This is a genomic window from Mycoplasma zalophi (assembly GCF_025486335.1).
In the GTDB taxonomy this organism is placed as follows: Bacteria; Bacillota_I; Bacilli_A; order Mycoplasmatales; family Metamycoplasmataceae; genus Metamycoplasma; species Metamycoplasma zalophi.
In genome coordinates, this window is record NZ_JAOOPZ010000004.1 from 1 (window position 1) to 23,293 (window position 23,293).

At 24.4% G+C, this 23,293-nt stretch carries 10 protein-coding genes; 5 read left to right on the top strand and 5 right to left on the bottom strand.

Annotated features, from left to right (window positions below; translation table 4 throughout):
- From N8G13_RS02870 to leuS, 3 genes are all read right to left on the bottom strand, one after another.
- Positions 1 to 1,178: hypothetical protein (locus N8G13_RS02870; RefSeq protein WP_262289391.1), on the bottom strand; the 1,178-nt coding region annotated here is incomplete at its 3' end.
- 161 nt (positions 1,179 to 1,339) lie between these two features.
- Entirely contained in the window at positions 1,340 to 2,698 is a 1,359-nt protein-coding gene (locus tag N8G13_RS02875; protein WP_262289392.1) for a M17 family metallopeptidase, read from the bottom strand.
- Between the two features lie 40 nt (positions 2,699 to 2,738).
- Complete coding sequence (leuS, locus tag N8G13_RS02880; protein ID WP_262289393.1) at positions 2,739 to 5,150, bottom strand: leucine--tRNA ligase; 2,412 nt, start codon at positions 5,148 to 5,150, stop codon at positions 2,739 to 2,741.
- Between the two features lie 242 nt (positions 5,151 to 5,392).
- On the opposite strand from leuS, the gene N8G13_RS02885 reads away from it, so the two are divergent.
- Together N8G13_RS02885 and N8G13_RS02890 are read left to right on the top strand one after the other, a co-directional pair.
- Complete coding sequence (locus N8G13_RS02885) at positions 5,393 to 6,373, top strand: S66 family peptidase (protein WP_262289394.1); 981 nt, start codon at positions 5,393 to 5,395, stop codon at positions 6,371 to 6,373.
- A gap of 219 nt (positions 6,374 to 6,592) precedes the next feature.
- Positions 6,593 to 15,667, top strand: a complete 9,075-nt coding sequence (locus tag N8G13_RS02890; RefSeq protein WP_262289395.1) for a hypothetical protein — start codon at positions 6,593 to 6,595, stop codon at positions 15,665 to 15,667.
- Positions 15,668 to 15,763: 96 nt separating this feature from the next.
- Here N8G13_RS02890 and N8G13_RS02895 read toward each other — a convergent pair whose 3' ends face one another.
- The gene (locus N8G13_RS02895) at positions 15,764 to 16,807 is read right to left on the bottom strand and encodes an MAG5150 family histidine triad lipoprotein (protein WP_262289396.1); all 1,044 of its coding nucleotides are present in this window, start codon (positions 16,805 to 16,807) and stop codon (positions 15,764 to 15,766) included.
- A 9-nt stretch (positions 16,808 to 16,816) separates the two neighbouring features.
- Positions 16,817 to 18,610, bottom strand: a complete 1,794-nt coding sequence (locus N8G13_RS02900) for an MAG3240 family lipoprotein (RefSeq protein ID WP_262289397.1) — start codon at positions 18,608 to 18,610, stop codon at positions 16,817 to 16,819.
- Positions 18,611 to 18,728: 118 nt separating this feature from the next.
- Here N8G13_RS02900 and N8G13_RS02905 point away from each other — a divergent pair, with 118 nt between their 5' ends.
- The 3 genes from N8G13_RS02905 to N8G13_RS02915 are packed head-to-tail and all read left to right on the top strand — an operon-like array spanning position 18,729 to position 23,075.
- Positions 18,729 to 19,733: a ZIP family metal transporter gene (locus tag N8G13_RS02905; RefSeq protein ID WP_262289398.1), complete on the top strand. Its 1,005-nt coding sequence runs from the start codon at positions 18,729 to 18,731 to the stop codon at positions 19,731 to 19,733.
- A complete protein-coding gene (locus N8G13_RS02910) occupies positions 19,724 to 22,294 on the top strand; it encodes an OppA family ABC transporter substrate-binding lipoprotein (protein WP_262289399.1) in 2,571 nt (856 codons plus the stop codon). The genes N8G13_RS02905 and N8G13_RS02910 overlap by 10 nt, the downstream gene beginning before the upstream one ends.
- Positions 22,281 to 23,075, top strand: a complete 795-nt coding sequence (locus N8G13_RS02915; RefSeq protein ID WP_262289400.1) for a hypothetical protein — start codon at positions 22,281 to 22,283, stop codon at positions 23,073 to 23,075. Before N8G13_RS02910 ends, N8G13_RS02915 begins: the two co-directional genes overlap by 14 nt.
- The last annotated feature ends 218 nt before the right edge of the window (positions 23,076 to 23,293 follow it).

The window sequence follows — 23,293 nt, forward strand, 5'->3', positions numbered from 1 at the left end:
GCAGATAAATAAATTATTAAATCAACATGAGCAGGTATATTATTTTCTTCATCTCTTGCTTTGTATTCTTTTCAATAGAATTTAATATCTTCATTATTTTGTGATTTTTCATCTATTGAGTAGTTTGCTATATTTCAATCCCTATTTATATAATATCTTAAATATTTGTTTGTATTTTCGTCATAGTAATAATTTAGTGATGGTTGTTTGTTTATTCCTGGTTTTATTTTCATTATAACTCTATAATGTTTCCCGGATTTATAGATTTCATTAATATTTAAAAGATTTTTTGAATCATAAAAATATTGCAAGTTAAAAGATATTGTTTGTAAATTTAAATTTTTATTTAGATAATTAATATTTATTAAATCTCCCTCTTCAATTAAAAAATAAAATATTTTAGTGTTAACATTATTTGATGATCCACCTTTATTTGTTCCTAAGTATGAAAGAAAATTTAAGAAAAAATCTTCCCAATATAAGGACATATCATCTTGATTATTTTGATTAGCTACATGCCTTGCATATTTAATAAGTTTTTTATAAAAATTGTCATCAAATTCAAATAAAAACTCTTTCTCTGTTAAATTATTTTGATTTGTATTTCTTTTTAAAGTTACTTTTGTTGAATAATCATCTTTTGCAAACGGTTTTAAAGGGTCAGTATTATATGATTTCTCATATGTTGTATTTAATACTATATCAAAGTTATCATTTTTAAAATCTTCATGATCTACGTCTTCACTCGGAAGATATCTGTCTTCAAATTCTTTTAATTTTTTAAGAAGTTCTGAGATTTGAATATCCTTGTTTTTTAATATTGAGTTTATCGATAATATTCTTTCTCTTAAATTGTTAGATTCTAATTCTAAAGTTTTAATTTCTTTTTCCAAATCACTTTTTTCATTATTATTTTCATCACCAAATTTTTTGAATTTGTTATTTAATTTAGAAAGCTTAGATTGTTTTTCAATAAGTTGATTTTCTAAAAATGTTAATTGTGTCAAATAGTAATTTTTGTTATTTTCATTTTGTTTACTTAAATTTGCATTTTTATTTTTGATTAAATAATAAGTTGGAATGGATGCAATGGCGGCACCAAATAAAACAGATAGAAAAATAACAATTATTAAGATGAGTGTTTTTTTGTGTTTCTTTTTGTGAATTTCTTTTTCCATTTTTTCTCCATTTATTGTTAAAAACATTAAATTATTAATATGATATTTAAATTAAATGCGGAAAGTTATTATAGCACATTAATAAGGTTGGAAAAATAAAAAGGAGAAACAAAAAAAAAAAAAAAACAAAATAAAAACCAGTTTTTTTCTGGTTTTTTGCGTTATTTTATATTTTTTGATAATTCATACATGGTTTTTATCATTACACCTTGAGGAACGTCTGCTATATCATTTGTTCCTGCTATATCTAAGTGCATAAAGTCTGCATTTTCAGCAAATTCTTTTAAAAACATTGCAGCAGATGAAGACCCTGCATCACCTGTTAAATCAGTATTTTTAAGATCAGCAACTTTTGTGTTTTTAATTTCTTTTGCATATTCTTCATGAAGTGGCATTCTTCACACTAGTTCATGTTGTTTTTTAGCTGAAATATCAAGCGCTTTTCAATCTGCTGGATTAGTTGCTCATGCACCTGTGTATGTGTGACCTAATCCCACTAATATCGCTCCGGTTAATGTTGCAATTGTTAAAACTTTTGTAGCTTTTAAATTTCTAACTGCATATGTTATACCGTCTGCAAGTACTAATCTACCTTCAGCATCTGTGTTGTTTATTTCAACTGTTTTTCCATTCATTGATGTTCAAACACTGTCGGGAGTAGAAGCATCACCATTTACACGGTTGTCAGTTAAAGGCATAACTGCAACAACGTTTGCTCCCGGTTTTAATTCTGCAATAGCTTTCATTGTAGCAGCAACCGCAGCTGAACCTGACATGTCATATTTCATACCTAGCATATATCTTGAAGGTTTTAAGCTATATCCACCGCTGTCAAATGTAATTCCCTTGCCTACTAAAGCTAGCTTAGTATCTGAATTAGGGTTTCCATTATATTCAACAACTACTACACGTGGTTCATATGTACTTCCTCTATTAACACTTAGTAATAGACCCATTTTTTGTTCTTCTATTGCTTTTTTATCAAGTACTGTAATTTTTAAATTTGAGTATTTTGAAAGTTCTTCATAGTAAGCATTTGCTAAAAATTCACTGTTTGCAATATTAGGCACCATTCTTTGTAAGTTTCTTGCAAATGTAATACTTTTATTTAAAATATCTTGATCATGAGCTACTTTTTCTAAATCTTGTGTGCTATATAAAAATAAATCTTTAGTAGTATCTTTTTTATTTGTTTTTAAACTAAAAACATCAGCATTATTAAATTCATAAGCATCTAGAAAAGCTTTTACAACTTCATTTATGTTTACTTTTTGTGTTACAAAAGACGCAATATCTACTGTGTATATTCTTTTTTGATTTGCAGTAAATGACATTGCAAAGCTTCTTAAATCTTTTGTTGTAAACTTATCTTTTTCTCCTAAAAATACAAATGATTCTTTTGTAGCAAAGAAATCTGTTACTTGATTATTTTCTTTTAAAGTTTCTTCAGGCACTAATGTGTTTTCAAATGCTGCCTTTAAAACTAGATTTTCATTTAATTGGTTAACTAATTTAATCATTTTCTCTCTCCTTATTATTTTCACAATTTATAATTTCATCCTATTTACAGATAAAGTTTATTATTGCATTTTCTTTGTAAATTACTTTTATTATATTCTTATTTATTAAATATTTTTTAACTGATTCAATTTCTTTTGCTTTTTCTATAATTTCGTTTTCACTTCAACCATCTTCAATACCAATTTCGCCTCTTATTTTTCCATTGACTTGTATTCCTATAAATACTTTTGAGATGATGATTTTATTTTCATCATAAATAGGTCATGTTTGATTCATGGTGGTTTCTTGTGATAATTTTTCAAGTAGTTCCTCTGCTAAGTGTGGTGCAAAAGGGCTTAATAGTATAGAAAAAGTTTTTAACGTTTCTAGCGATACTTGTTGTAATTGAGTTAAATAATTAATAAATACCATCATTTTACTAATAGCAATATTAAATTTTAATTTTTCAATATTGTTTGTAACTTCCAATATAACTTTATTTAATTCACTCTCTTCTTCTTCAGTGGATTTGTCAGTTAATTTGTTTTTTTGAAGTCTTTCAAATTGTTTATATATTCTGTCTAATCATTTTCTAATTCCGTTAACACCAGAATCATTTCAAGCTTTTGTATCTGTTAATGGACCCATAAACATTTCATAAATTCTTAAAGTATCTGCTCCATAATTTTCAACAATATCATCAGGATTAATAACATTACCAAGACTTTTTGACATTTTTTGTCCATCAGTCCCTAAAATCATTCCCTGATTTACTAATTTAAAGAATGGTTCTTTAACAGGAACAATTCCACGATTAAAAAGAAAATTATTTCAGAAACGAGCATACAATAAATGTAATGTAGCATGTTCTTGCCCACCAATATATAAGTCCACAGGTAATCATTTTTTGAAACGTTTTTTAGCCTCTACACTGTTTAATTTTTCATATGTTCCATCAGAATTTTTTAGTATGTAGGCTAAAAAGTATCATGAAGAACCGGCTCATTGTGGCATAGTATTGGTGTCTCGACGATATTTTTTACCATCTATTTCTACATATAATCAATCTGAAAGATTTGCAAGGGGACTTTCTCCAGTTCCTGAGGGTTTAATGTTATTTGTTTCAGGAAGTTGTACTAGTTCATCAACTAAGCTAATATTACCTTCTTCGTCAAATAAAACAGGAAATGGTTCTCCCCAGTATCTTTGGCGGCTAAAAATTCAATCTCTTAATTTATAGTTTGTTTCAACTCTTCCTATCATATTGGTTTCAAAAAATTCATTTATTTGTTTTATTGCTTCATTAGTTTTTAAACCATTTAACATTTCACTATTTATATGAACTCCATCACCTTCATAAGGTTTAGTTAAATCTTCTGTCTGAATAACTCATTTAATATCAAGGTTATATTTTGTTGCAAATTTTCAATCTCTAGAATCATGAGCAGGTACACCCATAACAGCACCAGTACCATATCCTTCTACTAGATAATCACCTACATAAATAGGAATTAATTCATCATTTAAAGGGTTTAAAACATAACTCCCTGTAAATACTCCACTTGTTTCTCTGTTTATATTATTTCTTTGAATTTGTGAAAGATTTTTCGCTTTTTCTACAAAATTTTCTACTTCTTCTTTTTGTTCTTCTGTTACTAATTTTTTTAATTTTTTATACTCTGGACTAACACAAATAAATGACACACCAAAAATTGTGTCAGGTCTAGTTGTGAATGTTCTTATATATATGTCTTTGCTTTTAACTTTAAATGAAACTTCTGTTCCTACGCTTTTACCTATTCAATTAGTTTGTAACGCTTTTAAACTATCACTTCAATCAAGATCTTTTAATCCTTCTAGTAATTCTTCTGCATAATTTGTTATTTTTAAAACTCATTGACGCATTGGTTTTTTTACAACTGGATAATGTCCACGTTCAGAAACTTTATTACCATTTTCATCTTCTATAACTTCTTCATTAGCTAAAACAGTTCCTAAAGCTTCGCATCAATTAACATCAACATTTTCTATTTTTGCCAAACCATGATTGTACAATTCTTTAAAAATTCACTGTGTCATTACATAATAGTTAGGATCTGATGTATTAATTTCTTTATCAAAATCATAACTAAATCCCAAACTTTTTATCTGACGCTTGAAGTTTGCAATATTTTTAGCAGTAAAATCAGCTGGATTATTTCCTGTTTTTAGAGCGTATTGTTCAGCAGGTAAACCAAATGCATCTCAACCCATCGGGTGTAAAACATCATACCCATTTAATCTTTTATATCTACTTATTATATCTGTGGCAGTGTATCCTTCAGGATGACCAACATGTAAACCAGATCCACTAGGGTATGGAAACATATCTAAAATGTAAGCCTTTTTATCGCTTTTATTAGTGGTTTTGAATGCTTGAGTTTCATCTCAGTTTTGTTGTCATTTTTTTTCGATTAATTTGTGATTATACATATTTTAATTTTATCTAAAATTCCAAAAAATTTGGTTAAATTCCTTATTTATACACTTAAAAAACTGATAAAATTGTCAAATTTTGAAAAAATATTATTTTTAACTGTAACACAAATATTTTTATATATGTTTTTTAAAGTTGTCATTTACTTTTTATTTTTAGAGTTTGTAACTTTAATTTTTTAAGTCAAATGTATAATTTAATATTATGATATTTTTAGCACAAACAAGAAAGGATAAAAATGAATAAATTTATGTTTTTAAAACCTGGAGATGAGATTAGAGTTGTTGCTCCTGCAAGAAGTCTAAAATTAATTGGTGAAGTAAATACTAATTTAGCTATAAAAAAATTAGAATCTATGGGTTTTAAAGTAACTTTTGGTAAAAATGTTTATGAAGTAGAAAATCGTTTATCTGGTTCAATTAAACAAAAAGTAGACGATTTGCATGACGCTTTCTTAGATAAAAATGTTAAAGCTATTTTAACAGTTATTGGTGGGTTTAATTCGAATCAATTATTACCATATATAAATTGAGAAATTATAAAAAATAATCCTAAGATTTTTTGTGGATTTAGTGATATTACATCATTACATTTAGGTATTTTAAAACATGCTAATTTTCCTGTCTTTTACGGACCTCATTTTTCATCATTTGCAATGTTGAAAAATTCAGAATATGTTGAAAAACAATTTAGAAATATGTTTTTAAATGAAGATAAAGAAGTACAATTAGAAGCATCAGAATTGTGAAGTGATGATTTATGATTTATTGATCAAGAAAATCGTAAATTGGAAAAAAATAGCGGTTGATGAAATATTCAAGATGGAGAAGCAAAGGGGAAAATATTGGGTGGTAATTTATCTACCTTATTACTAATAAATCCAACTTCAAATTTTCCAGATGTAAAAGAAGATACTATTTTAGCAATTGAAATAGTGTCGCTATATGATTATGATAATTTTGAAAGAATGCTAGTTTCATTGATTCAATCACCATGATTTAAACATGTAAAAGGACTTATGATAGGAAGATTTTGTTTAGGTTCCAATATTTCAAAAGAAGATTTAATTACTATGCTAACAACAAAATCAGAATTAAAAAATATGCCAATTGTTGCTAATTTAGACTTTGGTCACTCTATGCCTTTATCTGTAATTCCATTAGGTTTAGAAGCTGAATTAAAAATTAACAACAAATCAGAAATAAAAATTTTTAAATAAAAAATCTAAAAATTTTCAAAAATCAGGCAACTGATTTTTTTAATATTTTTTTCTTTTAAAACTTTGCCAAAATTAAAAAAAGTTAAAAAACAAACAAAAATCTAAACAAAAGATTGTTTTTTTTTTTTTTTTGATTGTATAATTTGTAAAATACTGCTTAGCATTCTAATAATAAAATTTATTTATAAATTCTTTGCTATTTGCAGTCGGGAGAAAGAAATGAACTTAAATCAAAAGAAATTAAAGAAAATAAGTGGAATATTAGCTGTATCTACTGCTACTTTAGCAGCCACTACAACAGCATTTATTGTTGAAGAAGCTAGATTAAAAAATCTAATCCAAACTCAACAAAAATTATGAAACAATTTAAATGAATTTAAAAACACTGAGTTAAAAGATGATGAATTTTTATCAAAAATAGTACAAGATATTTTAGATGATAATCCAGTGTTAAATATTTTTTATGATACATTTTCAAAGGTTAAGATAAAAATTAATAATCTTAAATTTTCTTTACAAAAATTTGTAACGTTAGTTTCAAATAATAAGGAAAACAGTTGAAAAAAATTTAATTCACTAAAGGAAGAAATAAAAAATTACATTAATAATGAATTAAAATTTTTGGAATATGAAAATTTAAAAAATGAACTTCAAGAAGCAGTTCAAAACTCAGATAATAATTTAAATTCAAATTCTAGCCAAAAAGAAATAGATAATCAAACTGAAGGTCTTCAAGATATTTTTGATCAAATTAAAAAAAACAAAGCTATCAAAGACGATAATATTAAATCAATGGCTTTTTCTGACTATGAAACAGCTTTAAGAAAATTAAATGAATTTATTAATGATCCTTTATCATTGCATGATTTTTATAATGAATTATATTCAGATGAAAAAACTAATCGTGATGAAATTATAAAAGATATTAGTTTTGAAAATTCTAATGTAGGAGATATTTTAGAAGCAAAACAAAAATTAATTCAAGAACTTGAAGATGCAACTAAAAAAGCGTATAAAGTTTCTAAACAAGAGCTTCAAAGAGTTTATGATGAAGCTAAAGTATATTCAAGTGAAATATTAATTACACCAGATGATGTTCAAACAAAAGAAATTTTATTAAACTTTTCAAAGGAAAAATATGATGTAGGAATTGAAAGTAATGAATTTGAATTTGTTTATGACAGTATAAGTAAAATTACAAGCTACATAGAATCTGCAAAAGTTAAAAAATATTTAAATGATGTATTAAGAAATCATTCAATTGATACTTTAAAAAGTGCTCAAGAACTTGCAAATAATTTTTTAAATGATTTTTCCGACAATAAATATCCAGATATTAAACAATACGTATCTGATATTTTAACAACTGAAAGTCAAGATATTGATTCAAAAACATTTGACAAAATATATGAATCTGCAGATAAAATAATTGAATCCTTAAAAATTAAAAAAGCTGAAGCAGTTACTGCTTATAATACACAAAGAGCGAAATTAAATGGAATTAAAGATGAATTAACAGAACCTAAATATGAGTCAATTAAGCAAGAAATAATTAATTTGATAACGGAAAAAGATGCAATAATAAATAATCCAGATTCAACCACAAGAGATATTTTAGATGCAGTGGAAATATTAAAAAGCTTTGAAAGTCAAATCGAAAATAAAAAACAAGCTAAAGATAATATAAATTCAACATTTAGTGAAATTGAAAATTACATAAAAACTCACACACATCCAGAAGATGCTAAGTCAATAAATGAATTACAAGAAGCTTTAAATAGTGTTAAAGAAAAAACAAAAAACTCTTCAAATACAGCTGAAATTCAACAACAAAATAATGAATTATCAATTATTTTTGAAAAAACAAAACAAAAGGTTAATGAAACAGCAACAAATCGTGAACAAGCAAGCACAGAATATGAAACAGTTGCAAATAAAGCAAATAAATTAATATCAGAATTAGAAGTAAATATACAAAAATATCCTAATTTAGCTGAAGAATTAAAGACTAAAAAATCAGAAATTGATGAAATTGTTGCTAAAAAAGATACTGAATCAACAAGCACACAAATAACACAAGCAAAAAATGATTTAGAATTAAAATTAAAAGAAATAGAAGCTAAAAAAGATAAAATCGATTTAGAAGAATCAAAAACTAAATATAAAAATAAATATTCTGAAGCATCTAATTACGGAAACTCATTAGATGAAGAAAAATACTCATCAATCAAAACAGAATTAAAAAATAAAATTGCAGAAATTAATGACTTGTATGAAATAAGCATTAATAGCGAAGAAAAAAATGATAAACAAAAAAATGTTGACGTTAAAGAAGCAATTAAAAATATTCAAATTGCTCTTGATAAAGCTAAACACGACAAAGAAACCTTAGATAAAAATCGTAAATTCCAAAGTTATTTAGCACAAAAACATTTAATTGAAAATTATATTGATTCTGATTTAAAAGATTCTAAATTTAAGTTTATAAAAGATAAGTTAAATGAAGCAATTGAAACAAATGAACAATTATTAGAAAATGATCCAGATGCTGCTGAACCAACATTAAAAGATTCAGTAACTGATGAACAAATTCAAGCATCAATTGATAATTTAACAACTATATTTGAAGCTAATAAAGAACTAAAAACATCAAAAGATAACTTTGATCTTCAAGTAGAAGATGCTGAAACATTATTATCAAAAATTAAAGCACCTGTTTTAAATAAAGATGATGAAGAACTTTATAATACTTTAAAAAATAAAGTAACAGAATTACAAAAATTTTTTAAAGATGATAATAATAAAACAAAAGACAATTTTGATCAAAAAGCAAAAGAATTATCAGGTGCAATAACTCAAGCAAATGACAAATACACTGAAAATAAAGCCAAAAGAAAACAAGCAAGAATTAATTTACAAGCAAAAATTGATTCAATTAAACAATATGTCCAAGACAACTTACAAGAAAATAAAGATGGAACTTTTGTTACAAAACCCGAATATATAGCTACTGAAAGAAAAATTTTAGAAGAATTAGAAAAAGCAAAAACAATTCATGATAGTGCTTCTTCAACTGAGAAAAATTTAATTGATGCTTTAAATTCTTTAAATGATCAAGAAAAAATTCTTAAAGCATCAGAAGCATTTGATAAACAAGAAAAAGAAGCTTCAGATTTTTACAATACCTTAGATGATAAATTAGATAAAAATGTAAAAAATACATTAGATTTAGCAATAACAAATGAAACCGATAATAAAATCAGTGTAGCAAATAACTTTACAAAAAATACAGCAACTATTGATGAAACAATTGATCAAATAAATCAAGCAAAAGAAAATCTAAATCAAGCATTAGAAGCTGCAAAAAATCAACAACTAGAAATTTTCCAAAATGCTTATGATAATTTATCTAAACAAGCAGATCAATTATTGACTGAATTAGATGAAACTAATGGAGAAGATGCAAATAAACATTCTAAATACCCTGAAATTGCAAGAGCATTAAAAGACATAAAAGATCCAGAAGATGCAAAAGCACTTTCAACATCTACACCTAAACCAACAATCGAGATTTTAAAAGAATCACTTCCCAAATTACAAAAAGCATATGATGATGCTGTTTTAGCTAAATCAAAATCAGATTTTGATAAAGTTTATGGCGATATTTTAGATAAATTTAAAGATACAGAAGGTTCTACAAAATATCAAAATCTAAAAAATGCAGTTATAGAACATTTAAAATTACAAAAAAATATCAGAGATAATGATGATTCAATTGCACAACAAATCAATGAAGCTACTGAAGTACTTAAATCACAAATTTCGCAATTATATTTAATAAAAGAAAGTTTTGATGAGTATAAAGATGCTTTTAAAGAGGTTTCAGATTACAATGATAGTTTAACTTCTGAAAATAATGAATCTAAAGACATTTTAACTAATGCTTTAAACACCTATAAAGAAAGTAATATAGGTGCTGATAATGCTTTAAATCCTGAAAAATATAGTGAATTTAAAACAGGATTAAAAAAAGCTCTTAAAGACGCAAAAGATATTGAAAGTTCAAAAACAAACTATAAAAATGAACTACAAAACACAACTTCTGATGACGAATTTGAAAATTATCCTGAAGCATTAAAAAAATATAAAAAAGCAATCGAAGATATTACAAAAGAAGATGGTTCACTTGCACAAGATTTAAAAACAGCTAAAACTCCAGAAGAAATTAAACAAGCATATGACAATGCAACAAATGCTCTTAAAAAAGCAAAAGAAGATATAGCTTTAAATAAAGCAAAAGAAGATTATGATAAAAAAGTAAAAGAATTACAAACATTAAAAGATTCTTTAAATCCAAGTAATCAAGCTGAAAAAGCAATTATAGATGAATTACAAAACATTGAACATTCTTCAAAATCATCAATAAAAGCAAAAGAAGATTCAAAAACTATTATAGTAAATGACTATACAAAAACAATAACTACATTAGACGATGCAATATTAAAAGCTAAGTTAGATAAATCTAAAATAGATTACGAAAATACAAAACAACAAGCACAAGCAACTTCTAATGAACTTGACGGAAATTATCCTAAAACAAAACAATATTATGATGAAGAACTGTTAAAAATTGAAAAAAAATTAACAACTAGTCTTACCGAAGCAGGAGAAGATAAACAAAAACAAAAAGAAGCATATGATGCAGCTAAAAAGGCAATTGAAACATTAAATGAAACTTTAGAGGCTAAAAAAACAGAAGAAACAAATGATAATAAAGCTAAATATGAAAAATCATTAGAAGAGTTTAATAAAACCAAACAAGAAGCCGAAAATATTAAAGATGAAGCTTTAAAAGCAAAAATAAAAACAGAATTAAATGATGCAAAAAATAAAGCTGATGCAATATTAAATTCTGAACCAAAAACCGCTGCTAAATATGAAGAAGCTAAAAAAATATTAGATGCTGCAAGTAATTTGGCTAAAACTCAAGAATTTGATAAATTAAAAGCTGATGTTGAAGAATATATAAAATCAGATTTAAATGATGCTAAATATAATCAAATAAAATCCGACTTAGAAAGTACAAAAAATAGTCAAGATGCTATTGTTCACCCTACAGAAAATCAAGATAAACTAAATCCCGAAACAATTAAAGAAGCAATTGAAGATCTTCAAGATGCATTTGATAATGCTAAAAAACAAAAAGCACAAAAAGACTTTGATGATGCATATGATGCACTAAAAAATAAAGGTGCTAATGATAGTATTAAAAAAGCAATTGAAAAAGCGGTTTCAGATCAAAAAGCTGTTAGAGATAATGTTGATTCAACAACTGAAGAAATTAAGAATGTTACAACTCAATTAAATAATGCAGAAATAAGCAATAAAATTACTGAAACTAACAATAAAAAATCAGAATATGATGAAGAAATTAAAAAAATTCTTTCTGGTGAAAAATTAGAAGAAAAATTTGGAAACAATGAAAGAGCAAAACAAAATTATTTAAATGAAGTTAAAAAAGCTCAAGAAAAATTAGATAGTATTTTAAATTCAGATAATTCTGATTTAGACAGTATAAAAGATGCTTATAATCAAGCAAAAGAAAGATTACAACAACTAAATTCCGATGCTAATATAAATCAACAAATTGCTGCAGATAAATACAGACAAGCGCTTGAATCAGCCAAAAATAAATATTCTTCATTAAACGATTTAGAAGAAAGTAAAATCAAAAAAGATCTTGGGGACATAGTAACTCAAAATACAATTGAAGAAGCTGAAATTGATTCAACTTCAACTGCTATATTAGAAGAACAAACAAAAGCATTAAATGATGCGGTCACAAAAGCCACTCAAGAACAAGAAAAAATGAAGCAAGCAAAAAATGTTTATGAAGCTAAAGTTTACGAATTAAATTCAGCAAAAACAACATATCCAGATTTTGCTAATGAATTACAAACTGCTATAAATAGTTCAAATTCAAATATATCGGCAAATCAAAAAGCAAAAACAATACAAGCAAGTGATTATAATGAAGAAACAGATACTTTAAGAGTGATTTTTGATAAAGTTAAAGCTAAAGATAGTTTCGATAAAGAATATAAAGAAATTACTGATGCTGTGGGTTCTGAATCAAAATATCAAAAAATTAAAAAAGCTATTGAAAATGATTTAAAACCACAAATAGAAATTAGAAATAACACAAATTCTAGTGCTTCAAATATTAATCAAGCTAAAAATAATTTACATAAACAAGAAAATATTACTAAAATTTCTAAATATAAAAATTTATTAGATAGATTAGTTGAAAAAGAAACTGAACTTGCAGATTCAAAAACTACTTTATATAGCAATGATCCTGAAATTCAAAGTTACATTCAAAGTGTTTTAGGTAATGAAAATAATCTTCACAATTCAATTACAAATGAACAAGCATTAACTGACAATGCATATTCATCAAGACAAAACAAAATTGAAGAAACAATCACTAATGCAAGCAATATAAAAGCATCTAAAAATAGTTATACAAATTCAAAAACAACATTAGAGAGAAATATTAATGCTATAACTGGAAACAGCAAAGCAAAAGAATTATTAAGTGCTGAAAAGAACCAAATTATTTCTACATTAAATTCAGATATAACTAGTGCAAATAATGATCCTACAAAAATAAAAAAAGCTTTTGATAAAGCAACTACAAATTTAAATTCATTGCAAAATAATATAGATTGATATAAAGCAGTCGGAGAATATGAGGCTAAAAGAAAAGAAGTTGAAGATTATAAAAATAGTTTAACTAAACCCGAATATAACAAAGTTAAAAATGTTGATTTAACAAATGCTATTTCTTCAGCTGATGGAAATGTAAATAAAACAAATAAATATAGTGGCAAAACCGCTCAAGAAATTAGAAATCAGATTAAGCCATTAACAAATGCAAAATCATCTGCTCAAACTGAAGTTGCAAATATAAATACTAATAAACAATCTTATGATGCTACAGTTACAGAATATACTACATTTAAAAACGATGCAAAATATGCTGAATATAAATTAGATTTAGAAACATTTTTATCAAACAATCAAAATTCATTAACTACAAAACAAAATAATAATACAATTTTTTCAACTGATTTTTCTACAGCTAAATCACAATTAGAAAATAAAATGAGAGATGTGTCTGCATTAAGATATCAAAAATTAAGTGAGACTGTAGAACGTTATGTAAATAATACCCTAAAAAGTGATTATTACAAAGATTTAAAAGCAGATCTTGAAAGAACAAAAAATACAGAAGATAGTATTTCTCTTCCAAATAATAATCCAACACGAGAACAATCTGAAGGATCATACTCAAGATTAGATACTAAATTTAATAACATAAAAACAAGAAAACAATCTCGCGATAATGCTATAAATCAAATGAATACTTCAAGAAATGATTTTCAAACAAAAAAATCTTTAATATCAGCTCATTATAATAAAGATATTAATATAGATAGTTGAATACAACAAAAAATTCAGGGCATAGAAGATTCAGTTACAAATGCAGTTAATAATGGTACACTCAGTGATCAAACATTTCTTGATGCTAAACAAAAATATGATAATTTAGAAAAAGAAGCATATCAAGAAATAGCAAAACAATTAAATACAAAAATTGAAGAAGTTCTTTCAGACCCTGAAAATGATAAAATAGTCGAAAGTCAACAAAATTATTCAAGATTATCACAACTAAAAAACTCACTTTCTAAAGTAAATTACAATAGTTCAAATTATGCAGATGCTATAAAAAATATTTATGATGAAGCAATACAAAATATTAAAAAAATTAATGATAATAAAAAAGAATATGAAAAAGCACATAAATTAGCAGTTCAAAATCTTAATAAACAAAAAGAATTTGTAACAGCTATTGATAATGCTTTAGTTCATCTTCCAACACCAGATAATAGATGAGGAAGAAGTTTTAATCCTATTCCACCTGCAGAAAATTCTTCACCAGTTCCTGCAGATCAAAATTATGTATTAAAAGTTGACAATCAACAGTTTAGAACTGCAAATACATCTGCAAAAACTGCTTATAACAATTTAGAAGAAGAGGTTAATAGTAAATCTATAAAGAAAAATAAAGATTCACAATTAGTAAATATTTCAAATGATATTGACCTAATGTTTTTAACTAACAATTTAAATACTCTTGTTAATAACACAGAAAAATTTATACAAGTATCGAAATTAAATCAATCTGAAAACGGATTTATAAATAGACAAAATGATCAAACACAAATTAATGGATTTACAAGATTATCTGAAACAAGAAATTTAAATAATGTTTTACAAAAAGAGTTTCTTGAATCTTACAAAAATAATACAAACAGCAATGTATATAGAGATAACAAAATTAGACTGATTAATGATTATGTAGAATATAGAGATAAATTTTTTAATTCTATAAAATACTATGAACAAGAAATGGATATGTTAAAAGATAAACTAAAAGAATTCGTTGCTTATGATGAAAACGGACAACCAGGAAAATATGTACAGCAATTTAGAAAATTATATTCTTATTTGCCTTTTCTTGTTGGATACCAAAATTGATATAAATACTTAACATTCTTTTATAATAATTTATTTATAGGTACTAATGAATATGAAAATTTTGACTTTTTCTTTTCATATGATTCAAAAGGACAACCAATTAATTTTAACTATAAGAATATATATGAAGATGTACTAAGATTACAAACATCAACCACTCCAGGGAATAATGAAAGCATAGAAGCGGTTATAAAAAATATTGAAAATAGGGCTGGAAATTTAGCAGCAAGAAACTTTAGTTCAAATTGACCACTTAAAAATTATTCACAATATTATTGAAAAAATTATAGTACATGACCACAATTTAAATTAAGGGGCTCATCTGATTCTTACGTTATTAATGAATATATTCGAAAAATGGGATTTTCTTTATTAAATAAAATTCCAAACAAAAATAAATCTAACAATCTTTATATACAATTTTCAAATAAATTAGATTCTTTAAAAAGAGAAGGAGGTCCATCATCAACACAGGCTGTACTTCATGATTACAACAATTATCAAAATAAAATTAAAGATGTCATTAATTATTACTTTTTAGTTATTGATAAACTTTATGAAGAAAAAAATAATAAAGAATACAAACAATTATTACTATGAGATGGTAGTGGAGCAAATCCAGAAAATACAACAATAAATAAAGAAATTCATTATGTAGATGGAAATAATTTTGTATTTAAATTATTATAACAAACACACAAAAATTAAAAATTTTATAATTGTCGTTTCTAAATTATAAAACAATCAAAAACCTAACACTCTATGTGTTAGGTTTTTTGATTAAATCTAATCTTCAAATTCAACACTATTTTTAGGTAATCCTAATTCAGTAACAAGTGCTTCTAAGTTTGTTTTTATTTGTTCTAAAATAGCAGTTGAATCTTCTTGTAATTTAAAGTCTAATGATGAAGAAATAGCTTCAGAATTTTGAGAAATTAATGTTTCTAAATTATTTTTTAATAATGTAAATTTTGTATTTATTTCTTCTGCTTTTTCACTATTTGCTTTTGTAATAAGTGGTTTAATTGTATCGTTGAATGTATTTATTATCATATTCTTGTTTGTTGCGTTATTATTTTGTTTATTTACAACATCAATAAAATTATCTACTCATTCAAGACTTTCATAGTATAAATTAGCAGCAGCATGTGAGTGATTATGTTGATTTGAATTTTGTGGATTAACATCTTGTTCATGTAAATGTTCTTCTTCTGTAAAGTGATCTGGATCAACTAATGTGTGAGTGAAGAAAATTCAAATATTTCTTAAACTACTTTGTAATGTACCATTTGTTATATTTTTTTCCTCTAGTTTATCTTGTATATTTTTTAAATTTTCAAAAAATTCATTATTTTTGTTATTTAAAGCACTTATGTGAGTTCCCATAACTAAATCTAAATCTTCAGATATATCTGCTAATTTATTTAATGAAGTTGCATATTCTGATGTTTGGTCTTTTTTAACTTCTTCTGGAATAGTCAATCATGTATTTACATAATTTGTAATTGTTTGTTTTTCTTCGTCACTTAAACTATCGGTTTTTGCTATTTCTGTTAAATTATTATTTAAATCTTTTAATGAATTTGTAAAAGCTTGTGCTTTAATAATAAATTTATCGGCATTAACCTTGATTTTGTCGATAACAAATTTTTTTGCTTCATCATAATTTGCTTTCAAGTTATTATAATTTTTAAATTCATTTGTTGTTTTTTTATTTTCTTCTGATTTAGTTTGTGCACAAGAAGCAGCAATTGCAGGAACTGAGATAGCTGCAATTGTGCTTATTGTTAATAAACTAAAAGCAAAAAGTTTCTTGTTTGTTTTTTTCATTTTTTCTCCTTAAAATGTAAATGGTTCTTTCTTTGTTTGATCATAACCCTTAAAGCCATTTCATAAAATTATTTTATTTTGATTTTTTTCATTAAGTAATTCTACTTCTTTTGAATTTTCATAGGCAATGAAGTGGAATTTTAAAGCAACTTGACCTGCAGAATATGGTATATCAGCAATTTCAACTCTTATATGATTTAACATTGTATTAATATCACCTTTTTTAGTATTTATTGCATATTGTAAAACAAAAAGATTAAGTCATGTTTGAAAGTATTTAAATGCTTCTGAGTCATATGTTAGTCACCCTGCTTCAAAATTACTTTTAATATTATTATTTCATAGGCTCAGATAGTAAGGCATTTTAATATGTTTTATTGCTGATTGATCAATTGAATTTAAAATGCTTTTAAATAGGTCTGATTCAAAAAAGTCATTTGCATCTATGCCTGTAAAATCTCTTTTATCTTGGTTATTTATTTTTAATTGAAATGTATCATTCTGTAAATTAAACTTCTCTAAATTAGGATTAAAACTTTCAAATATTAATTGGTTTTTTATTTTATTAATTAGTGGTTTCATTTTGTGACCATGATCATCAAAATCACTACTTATTCATCAAAAATATTCTTTGGAATCATCTTGATGAATAACTTCAATTTTAATTTTTAGTAATTGTCGTGTTCCGAAAAATTCAGCGATTTCACTTGAAACAAATCGATATGCTTTGTCAGTGGTCTTTTTGTATTCCGGAACTTCTAATTCAATTAAATCACTATGTGTGTTTAAAAAATAATTTAAACCGTCACCACTTATAAATTCCGGACTATATAAATCACTTACAAAACTATTTATATCACTAACTGAATAGATATTATTAAGTTTAAATTTTAAAATTGGACTAACTAAATATTCATTAAAAAGTTTTAAATCATCAATATTTTTAAATACTCCAAACTTTGGGTCATTTAAGTAATTTTTAAAACCAAATAAATAAAATTTTTTGTTTTTATTTTCTTCTGATAATAAATTGTTGTTATCTTTATCAAAACATTCTAAAGAAAAACTAACCATATTATCATTTTTATCTTCTAAAAAATCCTCTTCATTAATTTTAATATTTATTTTGTAAACATCAGTATTAAAATAATTTATATATGTTAGTAAAAGGGTTTCTAAAAATTTTTTTTGCAAAGGATTATCTAATCATGATTGTAATCTAATTGTGTTTAGATTATAAAAATAACCGTCGAAAAATTTTAAATTAGTTACGCTTGCTCATGTACCATTTCCCATGTCATCAATTATTTTATAAATTAAAGTTTGAATATCTGGAAATGGTTTTAAACCTATTTCAGAATATTTTATATTATAAACAGTTGGCAAAGTATTTGTGATTCATGGCAAGCAGTTGTTTGTAGTTTTAACTATGCTTTTATCAAATTGTACAAAAAAATTATTTATGTCTATTTTTTGTGCATCTTGGGTTTTTATTACATCAATAATCTTTTCTTGTCCTATTTCAATTCCAAACTCATTTGTTTTAGGTTTTGTTTGTTCGATAATGTTATAAAAAGTATTATCATTATTTAAATTTTCGATTTCTTTATTTAAAAAAGGATAAAAATTATTTAAAATATTAATTTGTTTGTTATTAAATAGCATTAATAATTTTTTATCTATTATTGATTCATTTATACTTTGAGTATTTATATTTGCTGTATTACATGATATGCAAGCCAAGGCACTAATGCTAGATAAAGACAAAATAGAACCTAAAAATAACTTATTTTTTTTCCACATGATATTTCCTTGCCGTAATTTTTGCAATTATTAATTTTGCAATTATTATTATAATATAATTAAAAAAAATTTGGTAAAATATTGTAAGTTATTATCAAAAATTATATAAAGGAGAGTTATGTTTTTTAAGGAAATTCAATTTAATAATAATCTTGAATTAACAATATTAATAAATTTATTAATTTACTCACTTATATTGCTTGCGGCACCTGTTATTGTGTCATTAGTACTAAGTGCAATTAAACCAAAATTTTCTAAACATAAAATGATTTATCTTTATGCATTTAGCACAGGAATGTTTTTAATAATTGGTTCAGCAGGTTTTATTAAAGAAGCTGTTTTAAGTCTTGAAACTTGATTACATACAAGCGGTGAAAATGGAGGATTAAGATTAACAAATGGAGATGTTACTAAAGAACAATTATATATGGCAGTTATTGTTGGGATAAGTGCTTTAATTGGTTTAACTTTAGTTATTCTTTGAAGATATATTTCTATTAAAAAACATAAAGGACATATTCATGAATCTCATGAAGAACATGGACATTCAGATCATATTATTTCTTTTACAGATATAGATAATCCCAAAGCTGCATGAATAGCTATTTTAATGTTATTAATTCATAGAATAATAGATGGTCTTGTTTTAGGATTAAGTGTCTATCAAATGACAAGTATAAATTACACTAACCCTAATATTGGTTTAATTGTTACATTTAATATTCATATTCTAGTTGAAAATATTATTATTTATTACCGTCAAACTCAGTACGGTCAAACTAAATGAAAAGCAATAAGATATAATTTATATACAATGTTATTAATAATTCCAATTTTATTTTTTGGGGCATTTTTAGGTAAGTATTTAGATTATCAAAAATGAGTTATACCATCACTTCAAATTATCGGTGGAGTAATTATAGTTTTTACTGCTATTTTTGAATTAGTGCCTGAATTTATTCACAATAGAAATTCTTCTGTCAAAGTTCTTTATACTACGTTTGCTTATTTTGCGGCAAGTGTTATTTTAACGCTTGTAATGCTTTCATTCCATACACATTTACAACCGCCGGCCATTTCCGGTGAGTCTATAGAGATTCAAGGAATATTACCATGAAGTTAAAAAAAATATTTTTAAGTAGCATATTATTATCAGCTCCTATTGCGGGGCTTTTTGCAGTTAGTTGTAAAATTAATAATTTTTTAGAAACTAATGATCAATATATTGAAACGTACAACTTTCCTAATGACAACAATAATTTTTCAATTTATAATAAAAATAATGTTTCTAAAAAAATTAATAATTTAATTTCTACTAAACTATTTAGAATAGTATCACAAGATAAACCAGCAATTGATTTTGTAAATAATAAAATTCTAAAACCATCCAAAATGTTTTTAAAATTTGAACAAGCTTCAAGAATACAGATAACTTGAAATAGCGATGAAAATGACGCTATGCAAGAAGAAATTTCAGTTTTTGATAAAGATACAATTAAAGATGTATCTTTTGATAAATTGCCTAGCGGAGATCCTGCTAATCCCGATACTTTTCTTGAAGAAGATAATCCAACAACAGGTTATGCTAATTTATATAAATTCATTGAAAGTGATGATTCGCATTCAATTAATAGTAAAACATTTAAAAAGGCATTAAAAAATGCAAAAAAAATTGAAATATTTGTTTTAGATAATAAAAATCCTTGATTAGATGCTGAAGGTAATAAAATTAATGAAACTGTTAAAATTCAAGATTTTAAATTAGGGTTCTTAAGGTCAATTATGTTATCTAAAAATAACCGTACAAAAATATTAAAAAATCCAAATTTAATCTTACAAGATACGCAAATTACTAAAAATATAAATTATTTCAATCAAGATGATATTTTAGAATACTTAAAATCGAATAATATTAATATAAAACCATTTTTAAATCCAAATTTTGTAAAAACTGATAAGCCGCTGACTTTTGAATTAGAAACGGATGGAAGTTTTTTAACTTCAGATTGATCAGACGTTTTTAGAAATTTATTTTTATTAGATAATGTAACGGATGCTATTCCAAGTTTTAAATTTAGCTTAGATTTTTTTTCAAGTGATTTAAAAAACTATGATTTTTTATATGAATATGGTAAGACATATCAAGATTTATTTTATTCTAGTTATTATTTTGTAACAAATAATACATTAGACAATATAAAACTATATAAAAATAAACATTATATTAATAATACAAACTGACAAAATCAATATCGTTTAAATGAAATTAATTTTAAATTTAATGTTTTACCAATTAATTCACAAACTTTTAATATTCAAACGTTTAATGCTTTTAATCAAAATTTAAATAGTAGTCTTAATTTTAATAATTTAGATGAGTTACAAAAACAGGATATTATGAATAATTTTGAAAAGTATAATCTTAATTATTTTAAAAACTATCAAATGTATAATAATCAAATTCCTTTAATTATCAATTTATTTCCTCATTCTGACACATTATTTTTTAATAATGCATTTAGTAGACTATATTTTGGTTTAAATAAAAATGAATTAAAAAATGATTATTTTATTAAACAAACAGTTACAAAGGATACTATTGTTTTTAGAAGTTTAATTAATAATGTAATAAATCCTTATGTTTTAAGTAGCTTAAAAAATTCTGACGTATATCTTTCACAAGCACCAAGTGGAATTTTTATATCTGCTAATGATATTGAAAATACTAATTATAAAAATTTAATTGATGCAGCACAACAAATATCAAAACAAATAATTTTTGATGATAATTTACAAAAAATTAATAAAACAACAAGCTTTGAAAATAAACAAAAAGCTAAACAATTGGACAATATAACAAATTATAATAAATCTTTAGAATCCGTAGATTTTTATCAAATTCAACAAGTTATAAAGCCAATTTTAGATAATTATTTTAATCTTCACAAAGACGAAAATACTGTAAATTGAACAGTTCCACTAGATAACAGACAAGGCCTTTATTCAGTTTCTAAATTAGCTAATTTCATTAAAAATACTTTTAAAAATTTAGATAAAAGACTTGAAGTAGAAATAAAACTAATTGAAAATGACGATCAATATAATTTATATTTTAAAAATCAAAACAGTATTTATAATGAAAATAATTTTCAAATTTCTACTACTGATACAAATGGTTTTTTATATAAATATTTAACGCAAAATAATTATAAAAATTTATTGCAATTAATATATATATGAGATGTTGTAAAAGATACAAAATCTTATCCAGAAATTAGTCAGTTCATAAGAAACTTACAAACAGAATTCGGATTTAGTAACTATTCTTATGCAAATAAGATGTTTGATAAATTTAAATATTCAGATTTTAAAAACTTTGAGCAATTTATCAAAAAGTTTAATACAAATAATTTTAGTTGAAACATAGAAAAGTTTAATAATATGTTGCTATCATTTATTACAAATTATTCAAAAAGAAACATAACTTTTACCATTGTTAATCTAATAAATGAAATAGCAAATGCACTTAGTTACACTATAAGTATTGATAATTATGTTTCACTTAATAATTATTCAAAAAATTTATTACAAAAATACATAATTAAACCAGCTTCATATTACAATTTAGAATATTTACAAGATATATTGATTTTAAATGAAAGGATAAGGAATGATAAAAAATAAAAAAAAGTGAGTCTTATTAACTTTAATTCCAGCAATTTCTTTAGTTGCAATACCTGCTGTATCTTGTGTTAATGGTACATCTAATACAGAAACTAAAGTAAATGATTTGCCTTTAAGTCTAATTCAACAAATTTATGATTCATTTGAATTAAAAATAAAAAAAGATACACAAACAACATATGAAGAATTTTTAAAATTATTTAAACAAAAATATGAAAAAAATAATAATGATATTTATAGAACTTTAAAAGATTTTGAAATATCAAATATTGTATCTTCCAAATTAATGGACATAAACAAAATGCAACCCGGACATAAGTTAATTATTAAACCTGTTTTTAATTCTAAAACTAAACAATTTGCACTAAATATAAAAGTTATGCATATTCAAGGTGGATATATTGAAGGTAAAGAAGAAGGTAATAATACAATAGCAAAAGGTGAGTTTAGATTATTTTCTGAAGAAGATAAAAGAATACAAAAAGAATTTCTTGATAATTATGTGAATAATTTAATTTTTAAATTAAAAGATAATATATCTATGTCTGAAGTATTACAACAAATTGATGATTCTAAATTACAAGATTCTTCTTATGTTTATAAATTATTTTCACAGGAATTAAATGATAAAATTACTTTTAATTTACCACAATTAAATCGTCCTCATGATACTGTTTTAGCATTTAATGTTGAAAAAACAGATCAAGTAAAGTTAGTTATTTTATTAAAAAATGAATTTAATTCTAATGTTCTCTTTAAGCAATTTAAGATCTTAAGTTAATTTAAAAGCCATAAATTGGCTTTTTTATTATTTTTTAAATAAAAAAACTCTCTTTTTCTTATTAAACGAAAAAGAGAGGTACATTACATATTTAGATTTGTTGTAATACATGTTGAACCAAAATTTTGATCCCTTGCTTTCCACCTTGAATTAACAGGTTGGCATGCGTCATTGCCGCTAAGCTACGCAACTCTGAATGTTTTGCTAGATAATTATAA